Consider the following 20,565-nt stretch of genomic DNA (forward strand, 5'->3'; position numbering starts at 1 on the left):
GTTCAGACATGGACCGCCGCATTTTCGGGCTGGAGAACGAGTACGGCGTCACGTGCACGTTCAGGGGACAGCGCCGACTGTCACCTGACGAAGTGGCGCGCTACCTCTTCCGCCGTGTCGTGTCATGGGGCCGCAGCAGCAATGTCTTTCTGCGGAACGGAGCCCGCCTGTACCTCGACGTGGGTTCGCATCCGGAATACGCAACACCTGAATGCGACAACGTGACCGAGCTGGTCACGCATGACAAGGCCGGCGAGCGCATTCTCGAAGGCCTTCTCGTCGACGCCGAGCGCCGCCTGCACGAGGAAGGAATCGCGGGCGACGTCTATCTCTTCAAGAACAACACCGACTCGGCGGGAAACTCCTACGGCTGCCACGAGAACTATCTCGTCGCGCGCCATGGCGAGTTCTCGCGGCTGGCCGACATCCTGATTCCGTTCCTCGTCACGAGGCAGTTGCTCTGCGGCGCGGGAAAGGTGCTGCAGACGCCCCGCGGAGCGGTGTTCTGCGTCAGCCAGCGCGCGGAGCACATCTGGGAGGGCGTCAGTTCCGCCACCACCCGCTCGCGCCCCATCATCAACACCCGTGACGAACCGCACGCGGACGCCGAGCGCTACCGCCGGCTCCACGTCATCGTCGGCGACTCCAACATGTCGGAGACGACGATGCTGCTGAAGGTCGGCGCGACGGACCTCGTCCTGCGCATGATCGAGGCGGGCACGGTCATGCGCGACCTCACGCTGGAGAACCCGATCCGGGCCATCCGCGAGGTCAGCCACGACATAACGGGCCAGCGCAAGGTGCGCCTGGCCAGCGGCCGGGAGGCCTCCGCGCTCGAGGTCCAGCGCGAGTACTACGAGAAGGCCGTCGACTTCGTCGACCGCCGTGGCATCCGCACCGGCACGGTCGAGCAGGTCCTTGAGCTGTGGGGCCGCACGCTGGACGCCATCGAGGAGGAGGACCTCGACCGGATCGGCACCGAGATCGACTGGGTCATGAAGTACAAGCTGCTGGAGCGGTACCGGGCCAAGCACAACATGTCCATGTCGCACCCGAGGGTCGCGCAGATAGACCTCGCCTACCACGACATCCACCGCAGGCGCGGTCTGTACTACCTCCTCGAGAAGAAGGGCCAGGCCGCCCGGATCTGCAACGACCTGAAGATCTTCGAGGGCAAGTCGGTGCCCCCGCAGACCACCAGGGCGCGGCTGCGCGGCGACTTCATCCGCAGGGCCCAGGAGCAGCGGCGGGACTTCACCGTCGACTGGGTGCACCTCAAGCTCAACGACCAGGCGCAGCGCACCGTGCTGTGCAAGGACCCCTTCCGGTCGGTCGACGACAGGGTGGAGAAGCTCATCGCCGGCATGTGATCCGAGCCCGTCGCACGTGTGTCGGAACGTCACCCGGGCCCCGTACGTTTCTCGTGCGGGGCCCTCGGCACGCCCTAGAGTGTCCGCATCTACCAAGCCGTTAGAGATCTGAGGAACACGTGCGCCGACTTGCCGGCCTGCTCGTCGTACCCCTGCTGCTGTTGACGACAGCGGCATGCGGTGACGACAAGGGCTCCGATTCCGCTTCCGCCTCGATGACGAACGGGCTGCCCACGATCACCGAGGGTGCGAAGTTCGGCGAGAAGCCCACCCTTGCCAAGGGCGAGGGCGAGCCTCCCAAGGACCTGAAGGTCAACGTCGTCAGCGAGGGCAAGGGCCAGACCCTCAAGAAGGGCGACGTCGCCCAGGTCGACTACCTGGGCCAGGTGTGGGACGGCGAGGAGCCGTTCGACAACAGCTTCGACCGCGGCGAGCCGTTCACCGTGACGCTCGGCGGCGGCGGTGTCATCGAGGGCTGGCAGAAGGCGCTCGACGGCCAGAAGGTCGGCAGCCGCCTCGAGGTGGCGATCCCGCCGGAGCTCGGTTACGGCGCGCAGGAGCAGGGCAGCATCCCGGCCAACTCGACGCTGGTCTTCGTCATGGACATCGTCAAGGGCACCACGCTCCCGACGTCCGCCAAGGGCAGCGAGGTCGCCCAGGACAACATCGACCTGCCCAAGGTCGGCACGAACACCGACGGCGAGAAGCCGTCGCTGACGGTGCCCAAGAAGGACGCGCCGTCCAAGCTGGTTTCGAACTACGTGATCGAGGGCACCGGTCCCGCGGTGAAGGCCACGGACACCCTGTCCGTGAAGTACCAGGGCGTCCTGTGGAAGGACGGCAAGGAGTTCGACAGCAGCTACGGCCGGGGCAACGCGCCGGTGAGCTTCCCGCTCGCCCAGGTCATCCCCGGCTGGCAGAAGGGCCTCGAGGGCAAGAAGGTCGGCAGCCGCGTGCTGCTCGTCGTCCCGCCGGACATGGGCTACGGCGACCAGGAGCAGCAGGGCATCCCGGCCAAGTCGACCCTCGTCTTCACGGTCGACATCCTGGCCGTTCAGTAGGACGACCGGGACGTTCTGCAAGACTGTCCCGGTTGATCACACAGAGAAACGCAAGGAGCAAGACCGTGAGCATCGAGAAGCCCGAGATCGACTTCCCGGGCGGCGAGCCGCCGGCCGACCTGGAGATCAAGGACATCTGGGAGGGCGACGGCCCGGTGGCGAAGGCGGGCGACACCGTCTCCGTCCACTACGTGGGCGTGGCCTTCTCCACCGGTGAGGAGTTCGACGCGTCCTGGAACCGCGGCACCCCGCTGCAGTTCCAGCTGGGCGTCGGCCAGGTCATCTCCGGCTGGGACCAGGGCGTGCAGGGCATGAAGGTCGGCGGGCGCCGCCAGCTGATCATCCCGGCGCACCTCGCCTACGGTGACCGTGGCGCCGGCGGCGGCCGCATCGCCCCGGGCGAGACGCTGATCTTCGTCTGCGACCTCGTCGCGGTCTGAGGTCCGTCGCGGAGCGACGACATGAGGGCCCGTGCCTGTCCGGCACGGGCCCTCGCTTTTGTCCGGACACCCCGGGGCGGTACGGTCGACGGGCGTAAGGGATTTCATAAAAGAGGTGAAGGGCGTCGATGGCGATTGCCAAGGCCGAGCGGCTGATGAATCTGGCGCTGTGTCTGCTGGGGACCCGGCGTCCCCTCAGCAAGCGCGAGCTGCGCGGGTCCATCGAGGCCTACCTCGAAGCGGGTTCCGACGACTCGTTCAACCGCATGTTCGAACGTGACAAGGACGACCTGCGGGAACTCGGTCTGGTGATCGAGACGGTGGAGTCCCTCGACGGGGACATCGGCTACCTCGCGCGCCGGGACAGCAACCGGCTCCCGCCGATCACACTCGACGCGGAGGAGGCCGCCGCCCTGGGCCTCGCCGCCAAGGTGTGGCAGCAGGCGCGCCTGGCGGGGGCCGCCAGCGGCGCCCTGCAGAAGCTGCGGGCGGCAGGCATGCCGGAGGCCGAGGACGCCTTCGAGCTCCAGCACAGCGCCCTCGAACCGCGTATCCCGGTCCATGAGGCGGCCTTCGAACCGCTGATGCTGGCCTGCCGCGACCGCCGGCCGGTCCTCTTCGACTACCGCAAGGCCAACTCGGCCCGTCCCGAGCAGCGCCATGTGGAACCGTGGACGCTCGAGTGCTGGCGGGGCCACTGGTACCTGGCCGGCTTCGACCGCAGCCGTGGCGCCGAGCGGGTCTTCCGCCTCTCGCGCATCACCGGCAAGGTGCGCACGTCCCGCTCGGGGGCGTTCACCGCGCCCGTGCCCGACGTCGTCACCGTCCGCGAGACCGTCGAGAGCTGGGCCGGTGAGACGGCGACCCGGACGGCGCGCATCAGGCTGCGGAGCGACTGCGGCTACCCGCTGCGCTCGAGGGCGACCGAGGTGCGGGAACTCGGCGACGGATGGGACGAGTTGGAGATCCCGTACGGACACGGTCTGGACGCCTGGCTCGTCGAGTTCGGCCCGGACGTCGTCGTACTGGAGCCCGCGGACCTGCGGGCGGACGTGGTCGACCGGCTGCGCGCCGTGGCCAAGGGCTGAGGGGGCGCACGACATGGCGATCAACGCCATCGACCAGACCCGGCGGATGCTGTCGCTGGTGACGTACCTGCGCGAGCGCCCCGGCGCCCGTATCGCGGACGTCGCCCGCGCCTTCGGCATCACCGAGGACGAGCTGATCTCCGACCTCGACGTGCTGCCCATGTGCGGGACGAGCTTCCGCGGCGGCGACCTGCTCGACATCGACACCGACGGCGAGCGGATCTGGTGGCGCAACCCGGACGCGTCCGGCGAGTCCACCGCCGAGCCGCTGCGGCTGGCCGCCGACGAGGCGACCGCCCTGCTGGTCGCGGCACGCGCCGTCGCGACCCTGCCCGGACTGCGGGAGGGCGACCGCGAGGCGCTGGTACGGGCCACCGCCAAGATCGAGGGGGCGGCCGGTGAGGCGGCGGGCGCCTCCTCCCGGCTCTCGGTGACCTTCGAGTCGGAGGGCGGCGTCTTCGCCGAGGTGGACCGGGCGATCTCGGAGCGCCGGCGGCTGTGGCTGAAGTACTACTCGCCCGCACGTGACGAACTCACCGAGCGCGAGGTGGACCCGATCCGGCTCTTCGCGGTCGGCCACACGTACATGGAGGCCTGGTGCCGCCTCTCGGAGGCGCGCCGGACCTTCCGCCTCGACCGGGTCGCGGAGATCCGGCTGCTAGACGCCCCCGCCGCACCGCCCGAGATCGAACTGCGTGACCTCTCGGAGGGCCTGGTGCAGCCCTCCGCCGACGACCCCGAGGTCGTCGTGGAGGTGGCGCCCGGCGGGCGCTGGGTGGCCGAGTACTACCCGCACGACCTGGCGGAGGAACTGCCCGACGGAGGTCTGCGCATCACCCTGCGCACGCCGTCGCCCGCCTCGCTGCGCCGGCTGGCGCTGCGGCTGGGCAGGGACGGCCGGATCGTGTCGCCGCAGGAGCTCGCGGACAGCGCCCGCACCGCCGCGCGCGAGGCGCTCGCCGCCTACGAGGCCGAGGAGCACCGCGCGGAACGCCAGGAGCACCAGGACCGGCAGGAGCAGGGAGCAGGCGCCTGATGACCGTGACTCCCGGTGTTCCGGCGATGACGCCTGTCCCCGCCCGCGTCGGGCCGGTGCTCTTCAAGGCCGCGTGCCCCGACTGCCGGGCCCGGTTCGAGCTGTCCGCCGGCGCCCTGCGCCTGGCGATAGGCGGCAGTCGCCGCACCACGTTCTACTCCTTCACCTGCCCCGAATGCGGCTCCGCGGTCCGCAAGCCGGCCGGTGAACGCATCGTGGAGCTGCTCACCGGCGGCGGGGTGCGGACCCTGCGCCTGCACTCCACCGTGTGACGTCCCGCTCGGAAACCGCTCCAGGAACGGTCTAGGCTCTGCGCATGTTCTGGCCCATGCTCGCCATCGCACTCGGCTTCCTCGGGATCGCCGTCCTCGGCGTCCTCGGAATCAGGGTCTTCATCGAGGCCCGGCGTCTGGGCAGCGAGGTCGCCCGTACGACGGAGCGGATCAACAGGGCCGCGGAGGACCTGGAGCGGGCCGCGACGTCCCTGGCCCGCTCGGGCGAGACTCTCCGCTGAGCGGACGCGAGGCTCGAGCCCGGCCGGAGACCGCCGACGCCCCCTCCTGCGGCGCAGGCCCTGGCGGTACGCTGCTGGTGGCGGCACCGGTGATGAGGCGCCGACCGCTGACGGGAGTACGCACGGGGATTGCCATGCGTTTACCCGTGCGAGTTACGATCGCTTGCCGGTCGCGGTTCGGACGCCTGTCCTACCGCGGTCAGCAGCCAGAGCCCCAAGCCGCCTCGGTGAGAAGGTAGACACAGTTATGTTCCGACAGATCGGGCCCACCGAGATCATCATCATCGCGCTCCTCATCCTGCTGCTGTTCGGCGCCAAGAAGCTTCCGGACATGGCACGTTCGCTCGGCAAGTCCGCGCGGATCCTGAAGAGCGAGGCCAAGGCGATGAAGTCCGAGGGGCAGCCCGCGGCGGCCCCCGCGGAGCCCAAGGACCCGGCCCAGGGCGACACCCAGACCCCGCACCGCACCATCCAGGCTGCGCCCGGTGACGTCACCAGCGCCCGCCCCGTGAGCGAGCCCACCGACACCCCCCAGCGCTGACCCAAGGTCACGTGACCGTGGCCTGCCGCACGAGATGAGGACGTGGGTTGCTCAAGCCTGCCCGCTCGAAACTGAAGGAGAAGGACCCCGAGGGGCGCATGCCGCTCGCGGACCATCTTCGTGAGCTCCGCAACCGGCTCGCGAAGGCGATGCTGGCGATCGTCATCGCCTCCGTCGCCGCTGTCGCGTACAGCCAGGAGCTGATGGAGTTCCTCACCTCACCGGTGCCCGAGTGCGTCGGGGACGGCCCCCAGAAGGGCGGCGTCTGCGCCAGGGTCGTCTACACCGACCTGCTCTCGCCGTTCACCACGACGGTCAAGGTCGTGCTGATGGCGGGCATCATCGTGTCCTGCCCGGTCTGGCTCTACCAGATGTGGGCCTTCGTCGCGCCCGGCCTGCACAAGAACGAGAAGAAGTACAGCTACTACTTCGCCGCCGCGGCCGCGCCGCTGTTCGCCGGCGGCGCGTACTTCGCCTACCTCGTCATGCCGGTGAGCATGAAGGTCCTGCTCTCCATCACGCCCGCTCCCGCGGAGAACCTGCTCAGCGTCGACAAGATCCTGGACTTCACCGTCCGGATGGTGCTGATCTTCGGGTTCTCGTTCGAGCTGCCGCTGCTCCTGATCATGCTCAACCTGACCGGGATGGTGACCGGCCGGCGGATGCTCGGCTGGTGGCGCGGCGCCGTCATGGGCATCTTCGTCTTCGGTGCGATCGCCACCCCCTCGACCGACCCGCTGGGCATGGTCGCCCTGTCCGGACCGATCATCCTGCTCTACTTCTGCGCGGTCGGGTTCTCGATGCTCAACGACCGGCGCCGCCGCCGTAACGACCCCGACGCGGAGCTCGACGACGACGAGGCGTCCGACCTCGATCTCACGCCCGCCGCGCTCGGCGAGGTGGAGCCCGTCTCCGCCGCCGCCCGCGCGCTTCCCGAGCAGGCCACCGGCGAGGCCGACGGCGGCCGTACGAACCGCCTGAACGGCTACGACGACATCACCTGAGGCGCGAGCGCCACCAGACCCGTGCGGGGCCCGCCGATCCGGCGGGCCCCGTCCGCGTATGCATCGCGGCCGGTCATGGCGGGTACTCCCAGCGGTAGGTGCTCTCGTCCGATTAAAGATCCGCTCAGTGTCAGAGGGGGCGGGTAGGCTCGTGAACAAGATGACCGAGGACCTCTCTCCCGCAGAGCGCTATGCCGCCGCCCGCGTCCGCGCCGCCGAGGAGGCCACTGCGCTGGCCCCCTTCCGAGCGATGTACGACTTCGAACTCGATCCCTTCCAGATCGAGGCATGCCAGGCCCTGGAGGCGGGCAAGGGCGTGCTCGTCGCCGCGCCCACCGGCTCGGGCAAGACGATCGTCGGCGAGTTCGCCGTCCACCTCGCCCTCGAGCAGGGCCGCAAGTGCTTCTACACCACGCCCATCAAGGCGCTCTCCAACCAGAAGTACAGCGACCTGGTCAAGCGTTACGGCGCGGAGAAGGTCGGGCTGCTGACCGGCGACAACAGCGTCAACTCCGGTGCTCCGGTGGTCGTCATGACCACCGAGGTGCTGCGCAACATGCTCTACGCGGGCTCCCAGTCGCTGATGGGCCTCGGCTACGTCGTCATGGACGAGGTGCACTACCTCTCCGACCGTTTCCGCGGCGCCGTCTGGGAGGAAGTCATCATCCACCTCCCCGAGTCGGTGACCCTGGTGTCACTCTCGGCGACCGTGTCGAACGCGGAGGAGTTCGGCGACTGGCTCGACACCGTGCGCGGCGACACCGAGGTCATCGTCTCCGAACACCGGCCCGTGCCCCTGTGGCAGCACGTCCTCGCGGGGCGGCGGATGTACGACCTCTTCGAGGAGGAGACCGACCACGGCGGCCGCGGCGTCGCCCGCCGCGAGGTCAACCCCGATCTCGTCCGGCTGGCCAGGATGGAGAACAGCCGCACCTACAACCCGCGTGACCGGCGCCGCGGGAAGATGGTGCGCGAGGCGGACCGGGAGCGCGAGCGGCGCCAGCGCAGCCGCATCTGGACGCCCGCCCGGTCGGAGGTCATCGACCGGCTCGACGCGGAGGGACTGCTCCCCGCCATCACGTTCATCTTCAGCCGGGCGGGCTGCGAAGCCGCCGTGCAGCAGTGCCTGTACGCCGGTCTGCGGCTCAACGACGAGGACGCGCGCAGAGAAGTGCGCGAGATCGTCGAGGACCGTACCGCCTCCATCCCCGGCGAAGACCTTCATGTCCTCGGCTACTACGAGTGGCTGGAGGGCCTGGAGCGGGGTATCGCCGCGCACCACGCCGGCATGCTGCCCACCTTCAAGGAAGTCGTCGAGGAGCTGTTCGTACGGGGCCTGGTGAAGGCCGTGTTCGCCACGGAGACGCTGGCGCTGGGCATCAACATGCCCGCCCGTTCAGTGGTGTTGGAGAAGCTCGTCAAGTGGAACGGCGAGCAGCACGCGGACATCACCCCCGGCGAGTACACCCAGTTGACCGGCCGCGCCGGCCGCCGCGGCATCGATGTCGAGGGCCACGCGGTGGTCCTGTGGCAGCGGGCGATGGACCCGGAGGCGCTGGCGGGGCTCGCCGGCACCCGGACGTACCCGCTGCGCTCAAGCTTCAAGCCGTCGTACAACATGGCCGTCAACCTCACCCAGCAGTTCGGCCGGCACCGCTCGCGGGAACTGCTGGAGACGTCCTTCGCGCAGTTCCAGGCGGACAAGTCCGTCGTCGGCATCTCCCGCCAGGTGCAGCGCAACGAGGAAGGCCTCGAGGGCTACCGGGAGGGCATGACCTGCCACCTGGGCGACTTCACCGAGTACGCACGGCTGCGCCGCGACCTGAAGGACCGTGAGACCGAACTCGCCAAGCAGGGCGCAGCGCAGCGCAGGGCGGCCGCCGCGACCTCGCTGGAGAAGCTCAAGCCGGGCGACGTCATCCATGTCCCCACGGGCAAGTTCGCCGGGCTGGCACTGGTCCTCGACCCGGGGCTGCCGGCCGGCCGCACCAACGGCCACCGGGGCCTGGAGCACCACGACGGGCCGCGGCCGCTGGTCCTCACCTCCGAGCGGCAGGTGAAGCGGCTGGCGTCGATCGACTTCCCGGTGCCGGTCGAGGCGCTGGAGCGGATGCGCATCCCCAAGTCCTTCAACCCCCGTTCCCCGCAGTCCCGTCGGGACCTCGCCTCGGCGCTGCGCACCAAGGCGGGGCACATCGTGCCCGAGCGGCACGGCAAGCGGCGGTCCGCCGCCGCGGACGACCGGGAGATCTCCCGGCTGCGTGCCCAGTTGCGCGCCCACCCCTGCCACGGCTGCGACGAACGTGAGGACCACGCCCGCTGGGCCGAGCGGTACTTCCGTCTCCAGCGCGACACCCGGCAGCTGGAGCGCCGTATCGAGGGCCGTACGAACACCATCGCGCGGACCTTCGACCGGATCGTGGCGCTGCTGACGGAGATGGACTACCTCCGTGGCGACGAGGTCACCGAGGACGGCAAGCGTCTGGCACGCCTCTACGGCGAGCTGGACCTGCTGGCGAGCGAATGCCTTCGCGAAGGCGTCTGGGAGGGCCTGAACCCGGCGGAACTGGCCGCCTGCGTCTCGGCGTTGGTGTACGAGGCGCGGCAGTCGGACGACGCGGTCGCGCCCAAGGTCCCGGCCGGGAAGGCGAAGGTGGCCCTCGCCGAGATGGTCCGCATCTGGGGCCGGCTGGACGCCCTGGAGGAGGAGTTCAGGATCAACCAGGCGGAGGGCGTCGGGCAGCGGGAGCCGGACCTCGGCTTCGCCTGGGCGGCCCACCAGTGGGCGTCCGACAAGGGGCTCGACGAGGTGCTCGGGGAGGTCGGCATGCCGGCCGGCGACTTCGTGCGCTGGTGCAAGCAGGTCATCGACGTGCTCGGCCAGATCGCCGCGGCCGCGCCCCGGGAGAACAGCACCGTGTCGAAGAACGCCCGCAAGGCGGTCGACGCGCTGCTGCGTGGTGTGGTGGCGTACAGCTCGGTCGGCTGAGCGACGGGCCCCGGCCGCGGCGGCCGGGGCCCTTCCGCGTCACCGCGAGAGGTCACCGCCGAAAAGCCACGCGGGAAGTCACCGCCAGAAGGTGTTCTCTTCCTCGATGTCCTCGACGCACTCGTCGATGTCGGTGACCTTTCCCCCCACGATCCTGAAGAACAGCCCTTGACGGATCTCGATACCTCGGTCGCCCCGGTCCGCGCGCGCCGTGTGGAACGACATCACGTGACCGCGCCCGTCGGCGAGCACCGCCTCGAGCTGGATCTGCATCGTGCCGGCGGTCTCCTCGCCCATGCGGCGGAACAGCTCGAGGATCGCGTCCCGGCCCTTGTGATGCCCGGAGAGGATGTTGTCGCCGGGAACGTGGTAGACGGCGTCGGCGGTGATCAGTTCACTGAGAGTGTTCATGTCGCCCGCGGCGAACGCTGTGTAGCCCCGGCGGACCAGGGCGCAGTCAGGGTGTTCGGACATGGTGATCCACACCTTCCGTCCGGATATTTCCTGTCCGTTGTCCATCATCCGCCGGGCCGCACCCACTGTCCACGGCCCGGAGCGCCGGCCAGCGCGACGGCCAGGCCGGTGAGCTCCGAGAGGCGGAGCACCCGGCCGCCGAACCCCGGCAGCGGGACGTGCAACGGCGCCGTCCAGCGCTCGGGGACGGCTTCGACGCCGTACACCGCCCCGGCGAGGGCGCCCGTCACGGCGGCCACCGTGTCGGTGTCGCCCCCGAGGTCGATCGCCGCCGCGAGGGACTCCTCGAACGACGTGGTCGTACGCAACGCCCACAGCGCCGACCCGAAACAGGGCCAGGCGGCGCCGTTGAACTCCGTGGCGTCGTCCGGGTGCCAGCCGTCGGACAGCACGGTCGCCCAGCGGGCGCGGTGGTCACCGTGGACCTGCTCGAGCGTCGCCGGGACCGCGGCGAGCGGGTCCTCACCGGCCAGGGCGACGCGGATCAGCTCATGGAGGACAGCCGTCCCTTCCCAGGCGGCCCGGTCGCCGTGGGTGAGGGCGGCGATACGGCGGGCCCCCGCCATGGAGGCGTCCCGCCCCGCCCCGGCGTAGAAGACCGCGGAAGTGGCCGCCCGCATCAACGAGCCGTTCCCCGCGGCCCGGCCGGTCCTGTCGAAGTGCCGTGCGGCGGCCGTGTCCCACGGATCGCCGCCGGTGAGCACGTCCTCCGTCTGCAGGCCGATGTCCTTCGGATCGCTCGCCGCCCAGCGCTGGAACCGCCGGAAGACATCGGCCGGTTCGAGCCCGCCGTGCTCCAGAAGGGACTCACCCACCAGGACGGCCATCTGCGTGTCGTCCGTCGCCTCGCCGGGATCCCAGCCACCGCCGCCGCACATCTCGCCGACGCCGTCGGGGAACCGGACGCGGTACACACCCGGTTCACCGAACTCGAACGGTGCGCCGAGCGCGTCACCGACCGCTGAGCCGACGACGCAGCCGATCGCGCGTGCCGTCCTTGAGGCAGCGAGGTGAGGGTCCGTCATCCCGCCACCCTAAAGGGCCGGTGGGGTGCTCGGAACGGGTGCGCTTCACCGTCGGTCCGGACGCGTCGAGCGGACATCCCGTCAGGTATGCGGAGCCGCACCCCCTGGACCGGTCCGGCGTGCGCCGCGGCGGGGGTCACGACCGCAGGGGCACCTCGCGCCCGGCCGTGGCGTGCCGCGGCTGACGGGCGGCGCGCAGCACCAGGAAGACGAGCAGGCCGATAGGCGAGAGCAGGATCGTGAGCACCAGCAGCGGGCCCATCACCCAAGGGTGGATGCCGAGCCGCCGTGCCTCGCGGTACATCCACTGGCCGAGCAGCAGGTCCCAGGCGATGACCTGGGCCCAGACGGCGCCCGCGCCGTTCGCGCGGGCGGTGAGGTCACGGAACACGTCGATGTCGGGGCTGCTGACCGCGGACCACAGTTCGGGGAACACCGGCGCGGCCATCGCCAGGTACACCAGCAGCACGGGCACGACCGTCAGGGGCGAGGCGGCGACGCGCTCGGTGATCCGCCGGCCGGGCATGAAGATCAGCAGCAGCCAGACGGGCGCGGCGAGCCAGAAGGACAGTTCGAAGAGGAAGCCGGTCATACGGAGAGCTCCTTGCGGTGGTTGTCGGAGGGCCTGTTCACAGGTGCCGGCGGCGGGGAAGACCCGCGAAGTGCCGCCCGGCCGCCGGCAGCCGCGGCGAGCACGATCACGGCGGCGGCGCCGAGTGTCGCCCCGTCCGGGTCGGTGAGGGCCTGGCCGCGCAGCGCCTGCCAGGTCACCAGCGCGAACAGTGCGGTGTACGCCCCCGAGGCGACGAGGACCAGCCGCAGCCGGACCCGCTCGTCCCGGAGCCGGGCGAAGCGGGGGGCCAGCAGCACCAGAGCGAGCAGGACGAACGGGAGAACCTGCAGAGCGTGCAGTCCCACGAAGTGCGGCACCCGCAGGTCCCCGCCGGCCGTCTCCCAGCCCGTCAGCGCCATCGTGGAACCGCTGCCGTCCGTCACGCCGACGCCGTGTGCCCCCACCACCCGCGGGTCACCGGTCAGTGCCTCCGCGCGCTGCTCGGGCGTCGGCCGCGCCATCCGGAATCCGAGAGCCGCGCCGGCCAGGGAGAGCACCGAGCCGAACCGCAGGGCGAGGGCCAGGCCCCGGTCGGTCTGCCGGGTGCGGAACAGCAGCACCGCGATGACCAGCGCACCGGCCCACAGGACCACGACGGTCACCGCCATGGTGTCGAACAGGGCCTTGTCGAAGGGCGTCTCGTGGTTGAAGTGGCTGCGCCTGCCGCGAGCCGCCTGACCCGTGATCAGGACCATCTCGATCGCGCTCGCTACGGCGACGACGGTGCCGGCCCACCAGCCGGCGCGCCGGAAGCGGGGCAGTAAGGACAGCATCCAGGCGAGCGAGAGCGCGTAGGCGAGGAACGAGACGGAGAACTTGAAGGGCTTGAACCAGACCGGTGACCCGGCGACAAGACGGTCGTCCACCACCAGGCCCACCGCCGTGGCCACGGTCAGCAGTGCCATCGAGCCGGCGAACACCATGAGCGGCCGGTGCCAGGAGAGCCAGGGCGGTGAGGACGAGGAAGCGGACATGGATGTACCCCCGGGAAATTATGGATAGTGGCGCTTATCGCTATCAGGTAGTGGAACTATCTATGATGGGGGCCGAGGATGGCAAGAGGCGAAGGGTGAACACGCGGTGCGCATCGGTGAGTTGAGCCGCAGGACCGGGGTGCCGGTACCGACGATCAAGTACTACGTACGGGAGGGGCTGTTGCCGACGGGGGAGTTGACCAGCCCGAACCAGGCCAGCTACTCCGACGTGCACGAGCGCAGGCTGCGGCTGGTGCGCGCGCTGCTGGAGGTCGGCGGGCTCTCCGTCTCCTCGATCAGGGACGTGCTCCTCGCCGTCGACGACCCGGACCGGTCGCTCCACAAGGTGCTGGGCGCCGTCACGGACCGCCTCGTCCCGCGGTACGAGGCGGCCGGTGAAGCCCCGGCGGCCGCGCGGGAGAAGGTCGAAGAGCTGATCGCGCGCCGTGGATGGGCGGTGGACGGCGACCACCCGGCGGCACTGGCGCTGACGGAGGCCCTGGCGGCGCTGGAGAGGGTGGGGCACGGCGCGTTCGCCGAGGTCCTGGACGACTACGCCGCCGCGGCGGAAGCGGTCGCCGCCGCGGACGTGGCCCATGTGGGGCGGCGTCTGGGCAGGGACGACCTGGTGGAGAGCGTGGTCGTCGGCACGGTGGTCGGTGACGCGATGATGGCGGCGCTGCGGAGGCTGGCGCAGGTGGACCGGTCCGCGCGGGCGTTCGACGGGCGGGAGTGACGGAAAGGGGCGCCCCGTACCGGCGGCGCCCCCAGGGGTCAGGTCACGCTTCGCCGCGCTCCTGCTCCCGTTCCACCTGCTCGTTCCACTCGCGCTTCACCGCGCGCCACGCCTCGTCCGTCTGGCCGAGGCGCCAGTAACCCGAGATCGACAACTGCTCCTTCGGCACGCCCCGTTCGACCCTGAGCAGCCGGCGCAGTTCCTTCACGCACGCCGCCTCGCCGTGGACGAACGCGCAGACCTTGCCCTCGGGGAAGTCCAGCGCGGTCACCGCCTCGACGAGTGCCGCGCCGACCGGGCGGTCGCCGCGGTGGAGCCAGTTGATGCCGACGCCGTCGGGGGTGGCGGTCTTCTGTTCGTCCGCGGGGCCGTCGATCTCGACGAAGGCGTGGACGACGGCGCCGGCCGGCATCTGCTCCAGCGACGCCGCGATCGCCGGCAGCGCGCTCTCGTCGCCCGCCAGCAGGTGCCAGTCCGCGTCCGGGGCCGGGGCGTAACCGCCGCCCGGGCCGAGGAGGCGCATCGTGTCGCCGACCTCGGCGCGCGCTGCCCACGGCCCGGCCAGGCCCTCGTCGCCGTGGACGACGAAGTCGATCGTCAGCTCACGGTGGGCGGCGTCCCAGGCCCGCACCGTGTACGTACGGTTGGCGGGCCACTGGTCGCGCGGGAAATCCGCGCGGATCTGCTCGATGTCGAACGGCTCCGGATACGCGACGCCGTCGGCGGGGAAGAGCAGCTTCACGTAGTGGTCGGTGAACTCGCCGAGCTCGAACGCGGCCAGCCCTTCGCCCCCGAACACGACCCGCACCATGTGCGGGGTGATCCGTTCGGTGCGCACCACCTGCGCCTCATGGACCTTCGGTGATGTGCGGGCCGGACGTTCCGCTCGGTCTGCCACGGCGTTACTCCCCTGGGCGATCGGTGCTTAGGCTTACCTAAGTTAACACCTTCGCCGTGGGCTCAGCGCTTCAGGGCGTTCAGCAGCCGCACCACCGCGCCGCCCAGTCCCCACTGCTCCGTCAGCCGGTCGAGGGCCACCGGGTCGCGGGGTGCGCCCGGCAGCGCGGCGTCGAACTCCGGCAGTGCCACGTCGGAGGCGACCCGGACGACCTTCGGAGCGACGGCCACATAGGCCCTGGCCTCGTCCAGCCGGCGGCGCTGGGTGGGGGTCAGCTTGGAGCCGCGGTCGCCGACGGCCGCCATGATTCCGTCCAGGTCGCCGTACGTGTCGAGGAGCTTGGCCGCGGTCTTCTCGCCGATTCCCGGCACGCCGGGCAGTCCGTCGCTCGGGTCGCCCCTGAGCAGCGCCAGGTCCACATAGCCGGGGCCGTCCACGCCGTACCGCTCGCGCAGCCAGGCCTCGTCCGTCGTCTGAAGGGTGCCGACACCCTTGAGCGGATACAGCACCCGGCGTTCCCGCGCGTCGTCGACCAGTTGGAACAGGTCGCGGTCGCCGGTGACGATGTCGACCGGGCCGGTGGCCCGCGCGGTGAGCGTGCCGATGATGTCGTCCGCCTCGTAGCCGTCGGCGCCGACACGGGCGATGCCCACCGCCGCCAGGACGGCTTCGATGACCGGGATCTGGGGGGTGAGGGTGTCGGGGACCTCTTCCTCGTCCGGGCCCTGGTCGTGCTCGGCCGCGACCCGGTGCGCCTTGTACGAGGGGATGAGATCGACGCGCCACTGGGGCCGCCAGTCGTTGTCCCAGCAGGCGACCAGATCGTCCGGGCGGTGGTCCTGGACCAGCCGTGCGATGAAGTCGATGAGCCCGCGCACCGCGTTCACCGGTGTGCCGTCGGGTGCACGGACCGAGTCGGGGACCCCGTGGTAGGCCCGGAAGTAGAGGGAAGCGGTGTCGAGGAGCATCAGGCGTCGGGTCACAGGGACGATGATGCCGCACCCCACCGACAGGCGGCCCGCAGCCGGAGCCGGGCGCCCCGGCGGACGTCGGGAGCGTGACGGAAAAGTGAACTGGGTCACACTTCTGTTTGACTTCTGAACGCCCGGGGAGGCGCGGAGCCGGAGCGAACCCGGTTCCGATTTCAACAATTGCACCGGGCAAGCGGGCAGACCCCGTCGCGCTTCACGGCCTGTCGGCGGGGGTGGCGGGCCGTTACCCGTTCGACCCGTGAGGTGTATGTGTCCAGGCTGCAGGCCGAGCACTTGTACAAGGTGTTCGGCAGACGACCCGATGAAGCGGTGACCAGGCTCGAAGGCGGCACGGACCGCGACGAGCTGCGCGCCGACGGAACGACGGCAGCGGTCATCGACGCCTCCTTCACCGTCGAACCGGGCCAGATATTCGTCGTCATGGGTCTGTCGGGATCCGGCAAGTCCACCCTGCTGCGCATGCTCAACGGGCTGCTGGAGCCGACCGCCGGACGCGTGCTCTTCGACGGCGAGGACCTGACGGGCCTGAGCCCCCGCGACCTGCGTACCGTGCGCTCCTCCAAGATCAGCATGGTGTTCCAGCACTTCGCCCTCTTCCCGCACCGCAGCGTCCTCGAGAACGCCGGCTACGGCCTCGAGGTCCAGGGCGTCCCCCGCGCCGAGCGCGACGAGCGCGCCGCGCAGGCCCTCGAGATGGTCGGCCTCGGCGGCTGGGAGAACTCCTGGCCCGACGAACTCTCCGGCGGCATGCAGCAGCGGGTCGGCCTCGCCCGCGCGCTCGCCACCGACGCCGACCTGCTGCTGATGGACGAGTCCTTCAGCGCCCTCGACCCGCTGATCCGCCGCGACATGCAGGACCAGCTCCTCGAGCTCCAGAAGCGTCTGAAGAAGACCATCGTCTTCATCACCCACGACCTCAACGAGGCCATGCGGCTCGGTGACTCGATCGCCGTCATGCGTGACGGCAGGATCGTCCAGCTCGGCACCGCCGAGGACATCCTCGTCACCCCCGCCAACGACTACGTCGCCTCCTTCACCCAGGACGTCGACCGTTCCCGGGTGCTCACCGCCGGCGCGATCATGGCCGACCCGGAGACCGCGTACGGCACGAGGACGGACAGCGGCAAGGAGATCCGTAACGCCAAGGACGTGCTGGCCGCCGCGCCCGCCACCGTCCCCGCGGCCACGCCGATCATCGAGCTGTTCACGCCCTGCTCGACCAGCGGCACGGCCGTCGCCGTCACCGACGACGAGGGCGAACTGATCGGCGTCGTGCCGAGGGCACGCCTGCTCGCCGTCCTCGGCGAGCCGATGACCCCCGCCGCGCCGCCGGCCGTGCCCGCGCAGCCCGCGCCTGCCGCGGAGAGGTCCGCCGCCCCGGCGGGCAAGGCGGTGGCCAGTGCCTAGGATCCACCTCGGCGACTGGGTCGACAGCGGTGTCGACTGGCTCCAGCGCCATCTGTCCTGGCTGTTCGACGCGATCAGCTCGCTCGTCACCGGGATGTACGACGGCATCGACGCGGCGCTCTCCGCGCCCGCTCCGCTGCTCTTCGCCGGCATCCTCGCCGTCGTCGCCTGGTGGCTGCGCGGCCTGCTCGCCGGTGTCCTCGCCTTCGCGGGCTTTGCGCTGATCGACTCCATCGAACTGTGGGAAGACGCCATGTCGACCCTGTCGCTGGTGCTCGTCGCCACGCTGGTGACACTGGTGATCGCGGTCCCGCTCGGCATCTGGGCCTCGCGGTCCAGGACGGTCAGCACCATCGTCCGGCCGGTGCTCGACTTCATGCAGACCATGCCCGCGATGGTCTACCTGATCCCCGGCATCATCTTCTTCGGCGTCGGTGTGGTCCCCGGCATCATCGCCACGATCATCTTCGCCCTGCCGCCCGGCGTGCGGATGACCGAACTCGGCATCCGCCAGGTCGACGAGGAGCTCGTCGAGGCCGCGGAGGCCTTCGGCACCACCCCGCGCAGCACGCTGCTCCGGGTGCAGCTCCCGCTCGCCCTGCCGACGATCATGGCCGGCATCAATCAGGTCATCATGCTGGGCCTGTCCATGGTCGTCATCGCGGGCATGGTCGGCGGCGGCGGCCTCGGCGGCGCCGTCTACCGGGCCATCGGCAACGTGGACATCGGCCTCGGCTTCGAGGCCGGCGTCTCCATCGTCATCCTCGCCATGTATCTCGACCGGATGACCGGTGCGCTGGGCCGCCAGGTCTCGCCGCTCGGCCGCCGCGCGCTCGCCAAGGCGCGCGCCATGGCCGGCGGGCCGAAGATCTGGGACCACCGCCCGCAGCCCGCCGTCGCGATCGCCGGCATCGTCGTCCTCGCCCTGGTCGCCGGCGGCATGGGCATGTTCAGCGGGGCCAAGTCGGACACCGCCGCAGGCGCGTCGCGGATCGGCGACGGCAAGAAGGTCTCCATCGGCTACATCCCGTGGGACGAGGGCATCGCCTCCACCTTCCTCTGGAAGGAACTGCTGGAGCAGCGCGGCTTCGAGGTCGACACCAAGCAGCTGGAGGCCGGTTCGCTCTACACCGGTCTCGCCGGCGGCCAGATCGACTTCCAGACGGACGCCTGGCTGCCGGTCACCCACGCCTCCTACATGGAGAAGTACGGCGACAAGCTCGAGGACCTGGGCTCCTGGTACGGCCCGACCTCCCTGGAGCTGTCCGTGCCCTCGTACATGAAGGGCGTCGACTCCCTCGAGGACCTCAAGGGCAGGTCGGCGGAGTTCAAGGGCCGGATCGTCGGCATCGAGCCGAGCGCCGGGATGATGGGCATCCTCAAGGACAAGGTCCTGAAGGACTACGGCCTCGAGGGCGAGTACAAGGTCGTCGACGGCTCCACGCCCGGCATGCTGGCCGAGCTCAAGCGCGCCTACGACAAGAAGGAGCCCATCGTCACCACCCTGTGGTCGCCGCACTGGGCCTACAGCACCTACGACCTGAAGAAGCTCAAGGACCCGAAGGGCTCCTGGGGCAAGGGCGACGGCGTGCACACCCTCGCGCGCAAGGGCTTCTCCGCCGAGTACCCCGAGGTCGGCGCATGGCTGAAGAACTTCAAGATGACCGAGGAGCAGCTCACCGGTCTCGAGGCGAAGATCCAGGATACCGGCAAGGGCAAGGAGCAGGAAGCCGTCCGCGCCTGGCTCGGGGACAATCCCGGCCTGGCCGACACGTGGGCGCCCGCCGGTAAGGCGGGCAAGGCGGCCAAGGACGGCAAGGACGAGCGCGACCGCCCCCTGAACGTCGCCTGGTTCCCGTGGGAGGAGGACATCGCCGCCACCTACCTGTGGAAGGCGGTCCTCGAGGAGCGCGGCTACACGATGAACCTCAAGCAGTTCGAGGTCGGCCCGATGTACACGGCTCTCTCCCGCGGCCAGATCGACGTGCAGTTCGACGGCTGGCTGCCGACCACGCAGAAGAAGTACTGGGACGAGTACGGCGACAAGCTCACCGACCTCGGCTCCTGGTACGGCCCGACCTCGCTCGAGCTCGCCGTCCCCTCGTACGTCGACGGGGTCGACTCCCTCGCCGACCTCAAGGGGCGCGGCGATGACTTCAAGGGCCGGATCGTCGGCATCGAGCCGGGCACGGAGACCATGAACATCCTCAAGAACAAGGTCCTGCCGGACTACGGTCTCGAGGACGAGTTCGAGGTCGTCGACAGCTCCACCCCGGGCATGCTCGCCGAGCTGAAGCGCGCGTACGCCAAGAAGGAGCCGATCGCGGTCATGCTGTGGACCCCGCACTGGGCCTACAGCGAGTACGACCTCACCAAGCTCGCGGACCCGAAGAAGTCCTTCGGCGAGGGGGACGAGATCCACACCGTCGCCTCGAAGGACTTCCCGAAGCAGTACCCGCGGCTCACGAAGTGGTTCAAGGACTTCAAGCTCAGCGAGAAGCAGCTCGCCGGCCTGGAGAACGAGATCCAGAAGCACGGCACGGGGCACGAGGAGGAAGCCGTGAAGGCCTGGATGGAGACGAATCCGGGCATCGCGGACGAGATCGCGCCGCGCTAGCCGTCCGGGCACGTCCGACCGGACGCTCCACCGAAGGGGTGGGTCCCGCCGAACCGGCGGGACCCACCCCTTTCCGGTACCCGTTCACCCAGGTCGACCCGCTCCCAGGCCTTTGCTCGTGCGCTTGTCGAGTACGGGTGGACGGATGGTGCGTATGGTGAGACAGGACCCAGGGGAGGGGAGCCCGGCCCATGGACGCGAAGGACGCGAAGGACACCAAGGAGAGAGAAGAGCCTCTCCGGGTGGGTGCCGCCGTGCGCAAACGCCGGCGGGCCCTCGGTCTCACGCTGGCCGCCGTCGCCGCCCGCAGCGGCCTCTCCGTGCCCTTCCTCAGCCAGATCGAGAACGAGCGGGCCCACCCGAGCATGCGCTCGCTCCAGCGGGTCTCCGACGCCCTCGACACCTCGGCGGAACGGCTGCTCGCGGCCTCCGACGCCGGTCGCACGGTGGACGTCGTGCGCGCCGGCGACGACGCCAGAACCTCCGGGCCGTCCGACGGCGTACGGGCCCTGGTGCGCGGACAGCACCAGCTCCACGCGCTGGAATTCAGCGGCGAGAAGGAGACGGGCCGGGAGTTCGAGCACCGTAACGACGAGCTGCTGTACGTCGCGGACGGTGCCGTCGAGGTCGAGGCCGAGGGCCGGGCCTACCGGCTCGGCCCCGGCGACGCGCTGTTCCTCTCCGGCGGTGTCCGCCACCGCTGGCGCGCCACCACCCCGGACACCCGCATCCTCGTCGTCTCCGTCTCCGACCACATCGCCACGACCACCGACCCGCGCGGCTGAG

At 70.3% G+C, this 20,565-nt stretch carries 20 protein-coding genes; 14 read left to right on the top strand and 6 right to left on the bottom strand.

Translation table 11 applies throughout. From position 1 onward, the window contains the following. The first annotated feature begins 8 nt into the window (after positions 1-8). The 10 genes from pafA (at position 9) to SPRI_RS29435 (ending at position 10,043) form a co-directional block, all read left to right on the top strand. Positions 9-1,370, top strand: a complete 1,362-nt coding sequence (pafA, locus tag SPRI_RS29390; protein WP_005319528.1) for a Pup--protein ligase — start codon at positions 9-11, stop codon at positions 1,368-1,370. A gap of 119 nt (positions 1,371-1,489) precedes the next feature. Next, positions 1,490-2,431, top strand: coding sequence for an FKBP-type peptidyl-prolyl cis-trans isomerase (locus SPRI_RS29395; protein ID WP_005319529.1), 942 nt, complete (start codon positions 1,490-1,492; stop codon positions 2,429-2,431). Between the two features lie 65 nt (positions 2,432-2,496). Next, entirely contained in the window at positions 2,497-2,871 is a 375-nt protein-coding gene (locus SPRI_RS29400; protein WP_005319531.1) for an FKBP-type peptidyl-prolyl cis-trans isomerase, read from the top strand. A 128-nt stretch (positions 2,872-2,999) separates the two neighbouring features. Beyond that, positions 3,000-3,959, top strand: coding sequence for a helix-turn-helix transcriptional regulator (locus SPRI_RS29405; RefSeq protein ID WP_005319533.1), 960 nt, complete (start codon positions 3,000-3,002; stop codon positions 3,957-3,959). A gap of 13 nt (positions 3,960-3,972) precedes the next feature. Then, the gene (locus tag SPRI_RS29410) at positions 3,973-4,995 is read left to right on the top strand and encodes a helix-turn-helix transcriptional regulator (protein WP_005319535.1); all 1,023 of its coding nucleotides are present in this window, start codon (positions 3,973-3,975) and stop codon (positions 4,993-4,995) included. After that, complete coding sequence (locus tag SPRI_RS29415) at positions 4,995-5,267, top strand: CpXC domain-containing protein (protein ID WP_050791600.1); 273 nt, start codon at positions 4,995-4,997, stop codon at positions 5,265-5,267. The genes SPRI_RS29410 and SPRI_RS29415 overlap by 1 nt, the downstream gene beginning before the upstream one ends. A gap of 44 nt (positions 5,268-5,311) precedes the next feature. Further along, on the top strand, positions 5,312-5,509 hold the full coding sequence (locus SPRI_RS29420) for a hypothetical protein (RefSeq protein WP_005319539.1): 198 nt from the start codon (positions 5,312-5,314) through the stop codon (positions 5,507-5,509). Between the two features lie 247 nt (positions 5,510-5,756). After that, complete coding sequence (gene tatA, locus SPRI_RS29425) at positions 5,757-6,050, top strand: Sec-independent protein translocase subunit TatA (RefSeq protein WP_005319541.1); 294 nt, start codon at positions 5,757-5,759, stop codon at positions 6,048-6,050. A 98-nt stretch (positions 6,051-6,148) separates the two neighbouring features. Next, positions 6,149-7,054, top strand: coding sequence for a twin-arginine translocase subunit TatC (tatC, locus tag SPRI_RS29430; RefSeq protein WP_037777057.1), 906 nt, complete (start codon positions 6,149-6,151; stop codon positions 7,052-7,054). Between the two features lie 160 nt (positions 7,055-7,214). Next, positions 7,215-10,043 (top strand): DEAD/DEAH box helicase, encoded by a 2,829-nt coding sequence (locus SPRI_RS29435; RefSeq protein WP_005319545.1) that lies wholly within the window; start codon positions 7,215-7,217, stop codon positions 10,041-10,043. Positions 10,044-10,121: 78 nt separating this feature from the next. Here the strand turns inward: SPRI_RS29435 and SPRI_RS29440 are convergent, their stop codons facing one another. From SPRI_RS29440 to SPRI_RS29455, 4 genes are all read right to left on the bottom strand, one after another. Further along, positions 10,122-10,517, bottom strand: coding sequence for a nuclear transport factor 2 family protein (locus SPRI_RS29440; protein WP_037777058.1), 396 nt, complete (start codon positions 10,515-10,517; stop codon positions 10,122-10,124). Positions 10,518-10,561: 44 nt separating this feature from the next. Then, positions 10,562-11,542 (bottom strand): ADP-ribosylglycohydrolase family protein, encoded by a 981-nt coding sequence (locus SPRI_RS29445; RefSeq protein ID WP_005319548.1) that lies wholly within the window; start codon positions 11,540-11,542, stop codon positions 10,562-10,564. A 136-nt stretch (positions 11,543-11,678) separates the two neighbouring features. Further along, on the bottom strand, positions 11,679-12,134 hold the full coding sequence (locus SPRI_RS29450) for an ABA4-like family protein (RefSeq protein WP_005319550.1): 456 nt from the start codon (positions 12,132-12,134) through the stop codon (positions 11,679-11,681). Next, positions 12,131-13,078, bottom strand: coding sequence for a hypothetical protein (locus SPRI_RS29455; RefSeq protein WP_005319552.1), 948 nt, complete (start codon positions 13,076-13,078; stop codon positions 12,131-12,133). Before SPRI_RS29455 ends, SPRI_RS29450 begins: the two co-directional genes overlap by 4 nt. A 157-nt stretch (positions 13,079-13,235) precedes the next feature. Here SPRI_RS29455 and SPRI_RS29460 point away from each other — a divergent pair, with 157 nt between their 5' ends. Beyond that, positions 13,236-13,865, top strand: coding sequence for a MerR family transcriptional regulator (locus SPRI_RS29460; protein ID WP_037775170.1), 630 nt, complete (start codon positions 13,236-13,238; stop codon positions 13,863-13,865). Between the two features lie 43 nt (positions 13,866-13,908). Here SPRI_RS29460 and SPRI_RS29465 read toward each other — a convergent pair whose 3' ends face one another. Both SPRI_RS29465 and SPRI_RS29470 read right to left on the bottom strand, forming a co-directional pair. Further along, positions 13,909-14,763, bottom strand: coding sequence for a siderophore-interacting protein (locus SPRI_RS29465; protein WP_005319555.1), 855 nt, complete (start codon positions 14,761-14,763; stop codon positions 13,909-13,911). A 62-nt stretch (positions 14,764-14,825) separates the two neighbouring features. Then, positions 14,826-15,731, bottom strand: a complete 906-nt coding sequence (locus SPRI_RS29470) for a 5'-3' exonuclease (protein ID WP_037775175.1) — start codon at positions 15,729-15,731, stop codon at positions 14,826-14,828. Between the two features lie 273 nt (positions 15,732-16,004). Between SPRI_RS29470 and SPRI_RS29475 the strand changes: the two genes are divergently transcribed. From SPRI_RS29475 to SPRI_RS29485, 3 genes are all read left to right on the top strand, one after another. Further along, the gene (locus SPRI_RS29475; protein WP_005319559.1) at positions 16,005-17,162 is read left to right on the top strand and encodes a quaternary amine ABC transporter ATP-binding protein; all 1,158 of its coding nucleotides are present in this window, start codon (positions 16,005-16,007) and stop codon (positions 17,160-17,162) included. Next, entirely contained in the window at positions 17,155-19,779 is a 2,625-nt protein-coding gene (locus SPRI_RS29480; RefSeq protein ID WP_005319561.1) for an ABC transporter permease/substrate binding protein, read from the top strand. The genes SPRI_RS29475 and SPRI_RS29480 overlap by 8 nt, the downstream gene beginning before the upstream one ends. A gap of 191 nt (positions 19,780-19,970) precedes the next feature. After that, on the top strand, positions 19,971-20,564 hold the full coding sequence (locus SPRI_RS29485; RefSeq protein WP_005319563.1) for a helix-turn-helix domain-containing protein: 594 nt from the start codon (positions 19,971-19,973) through the stop codon (positions 20,562-20,564). Position 20,565: the final 1 nt, after the last annotated feature.

This window comes from Streptomyces pristinaespiralis, from assembly GCF_001278075.1.
Taxonomy (GTDB): Bacteria; Actinomycetota; Actinomycetes; order Streptomycetales; family Streptomycetaceae; genus Streptomyces; species Streptomyces pristinaespiralis.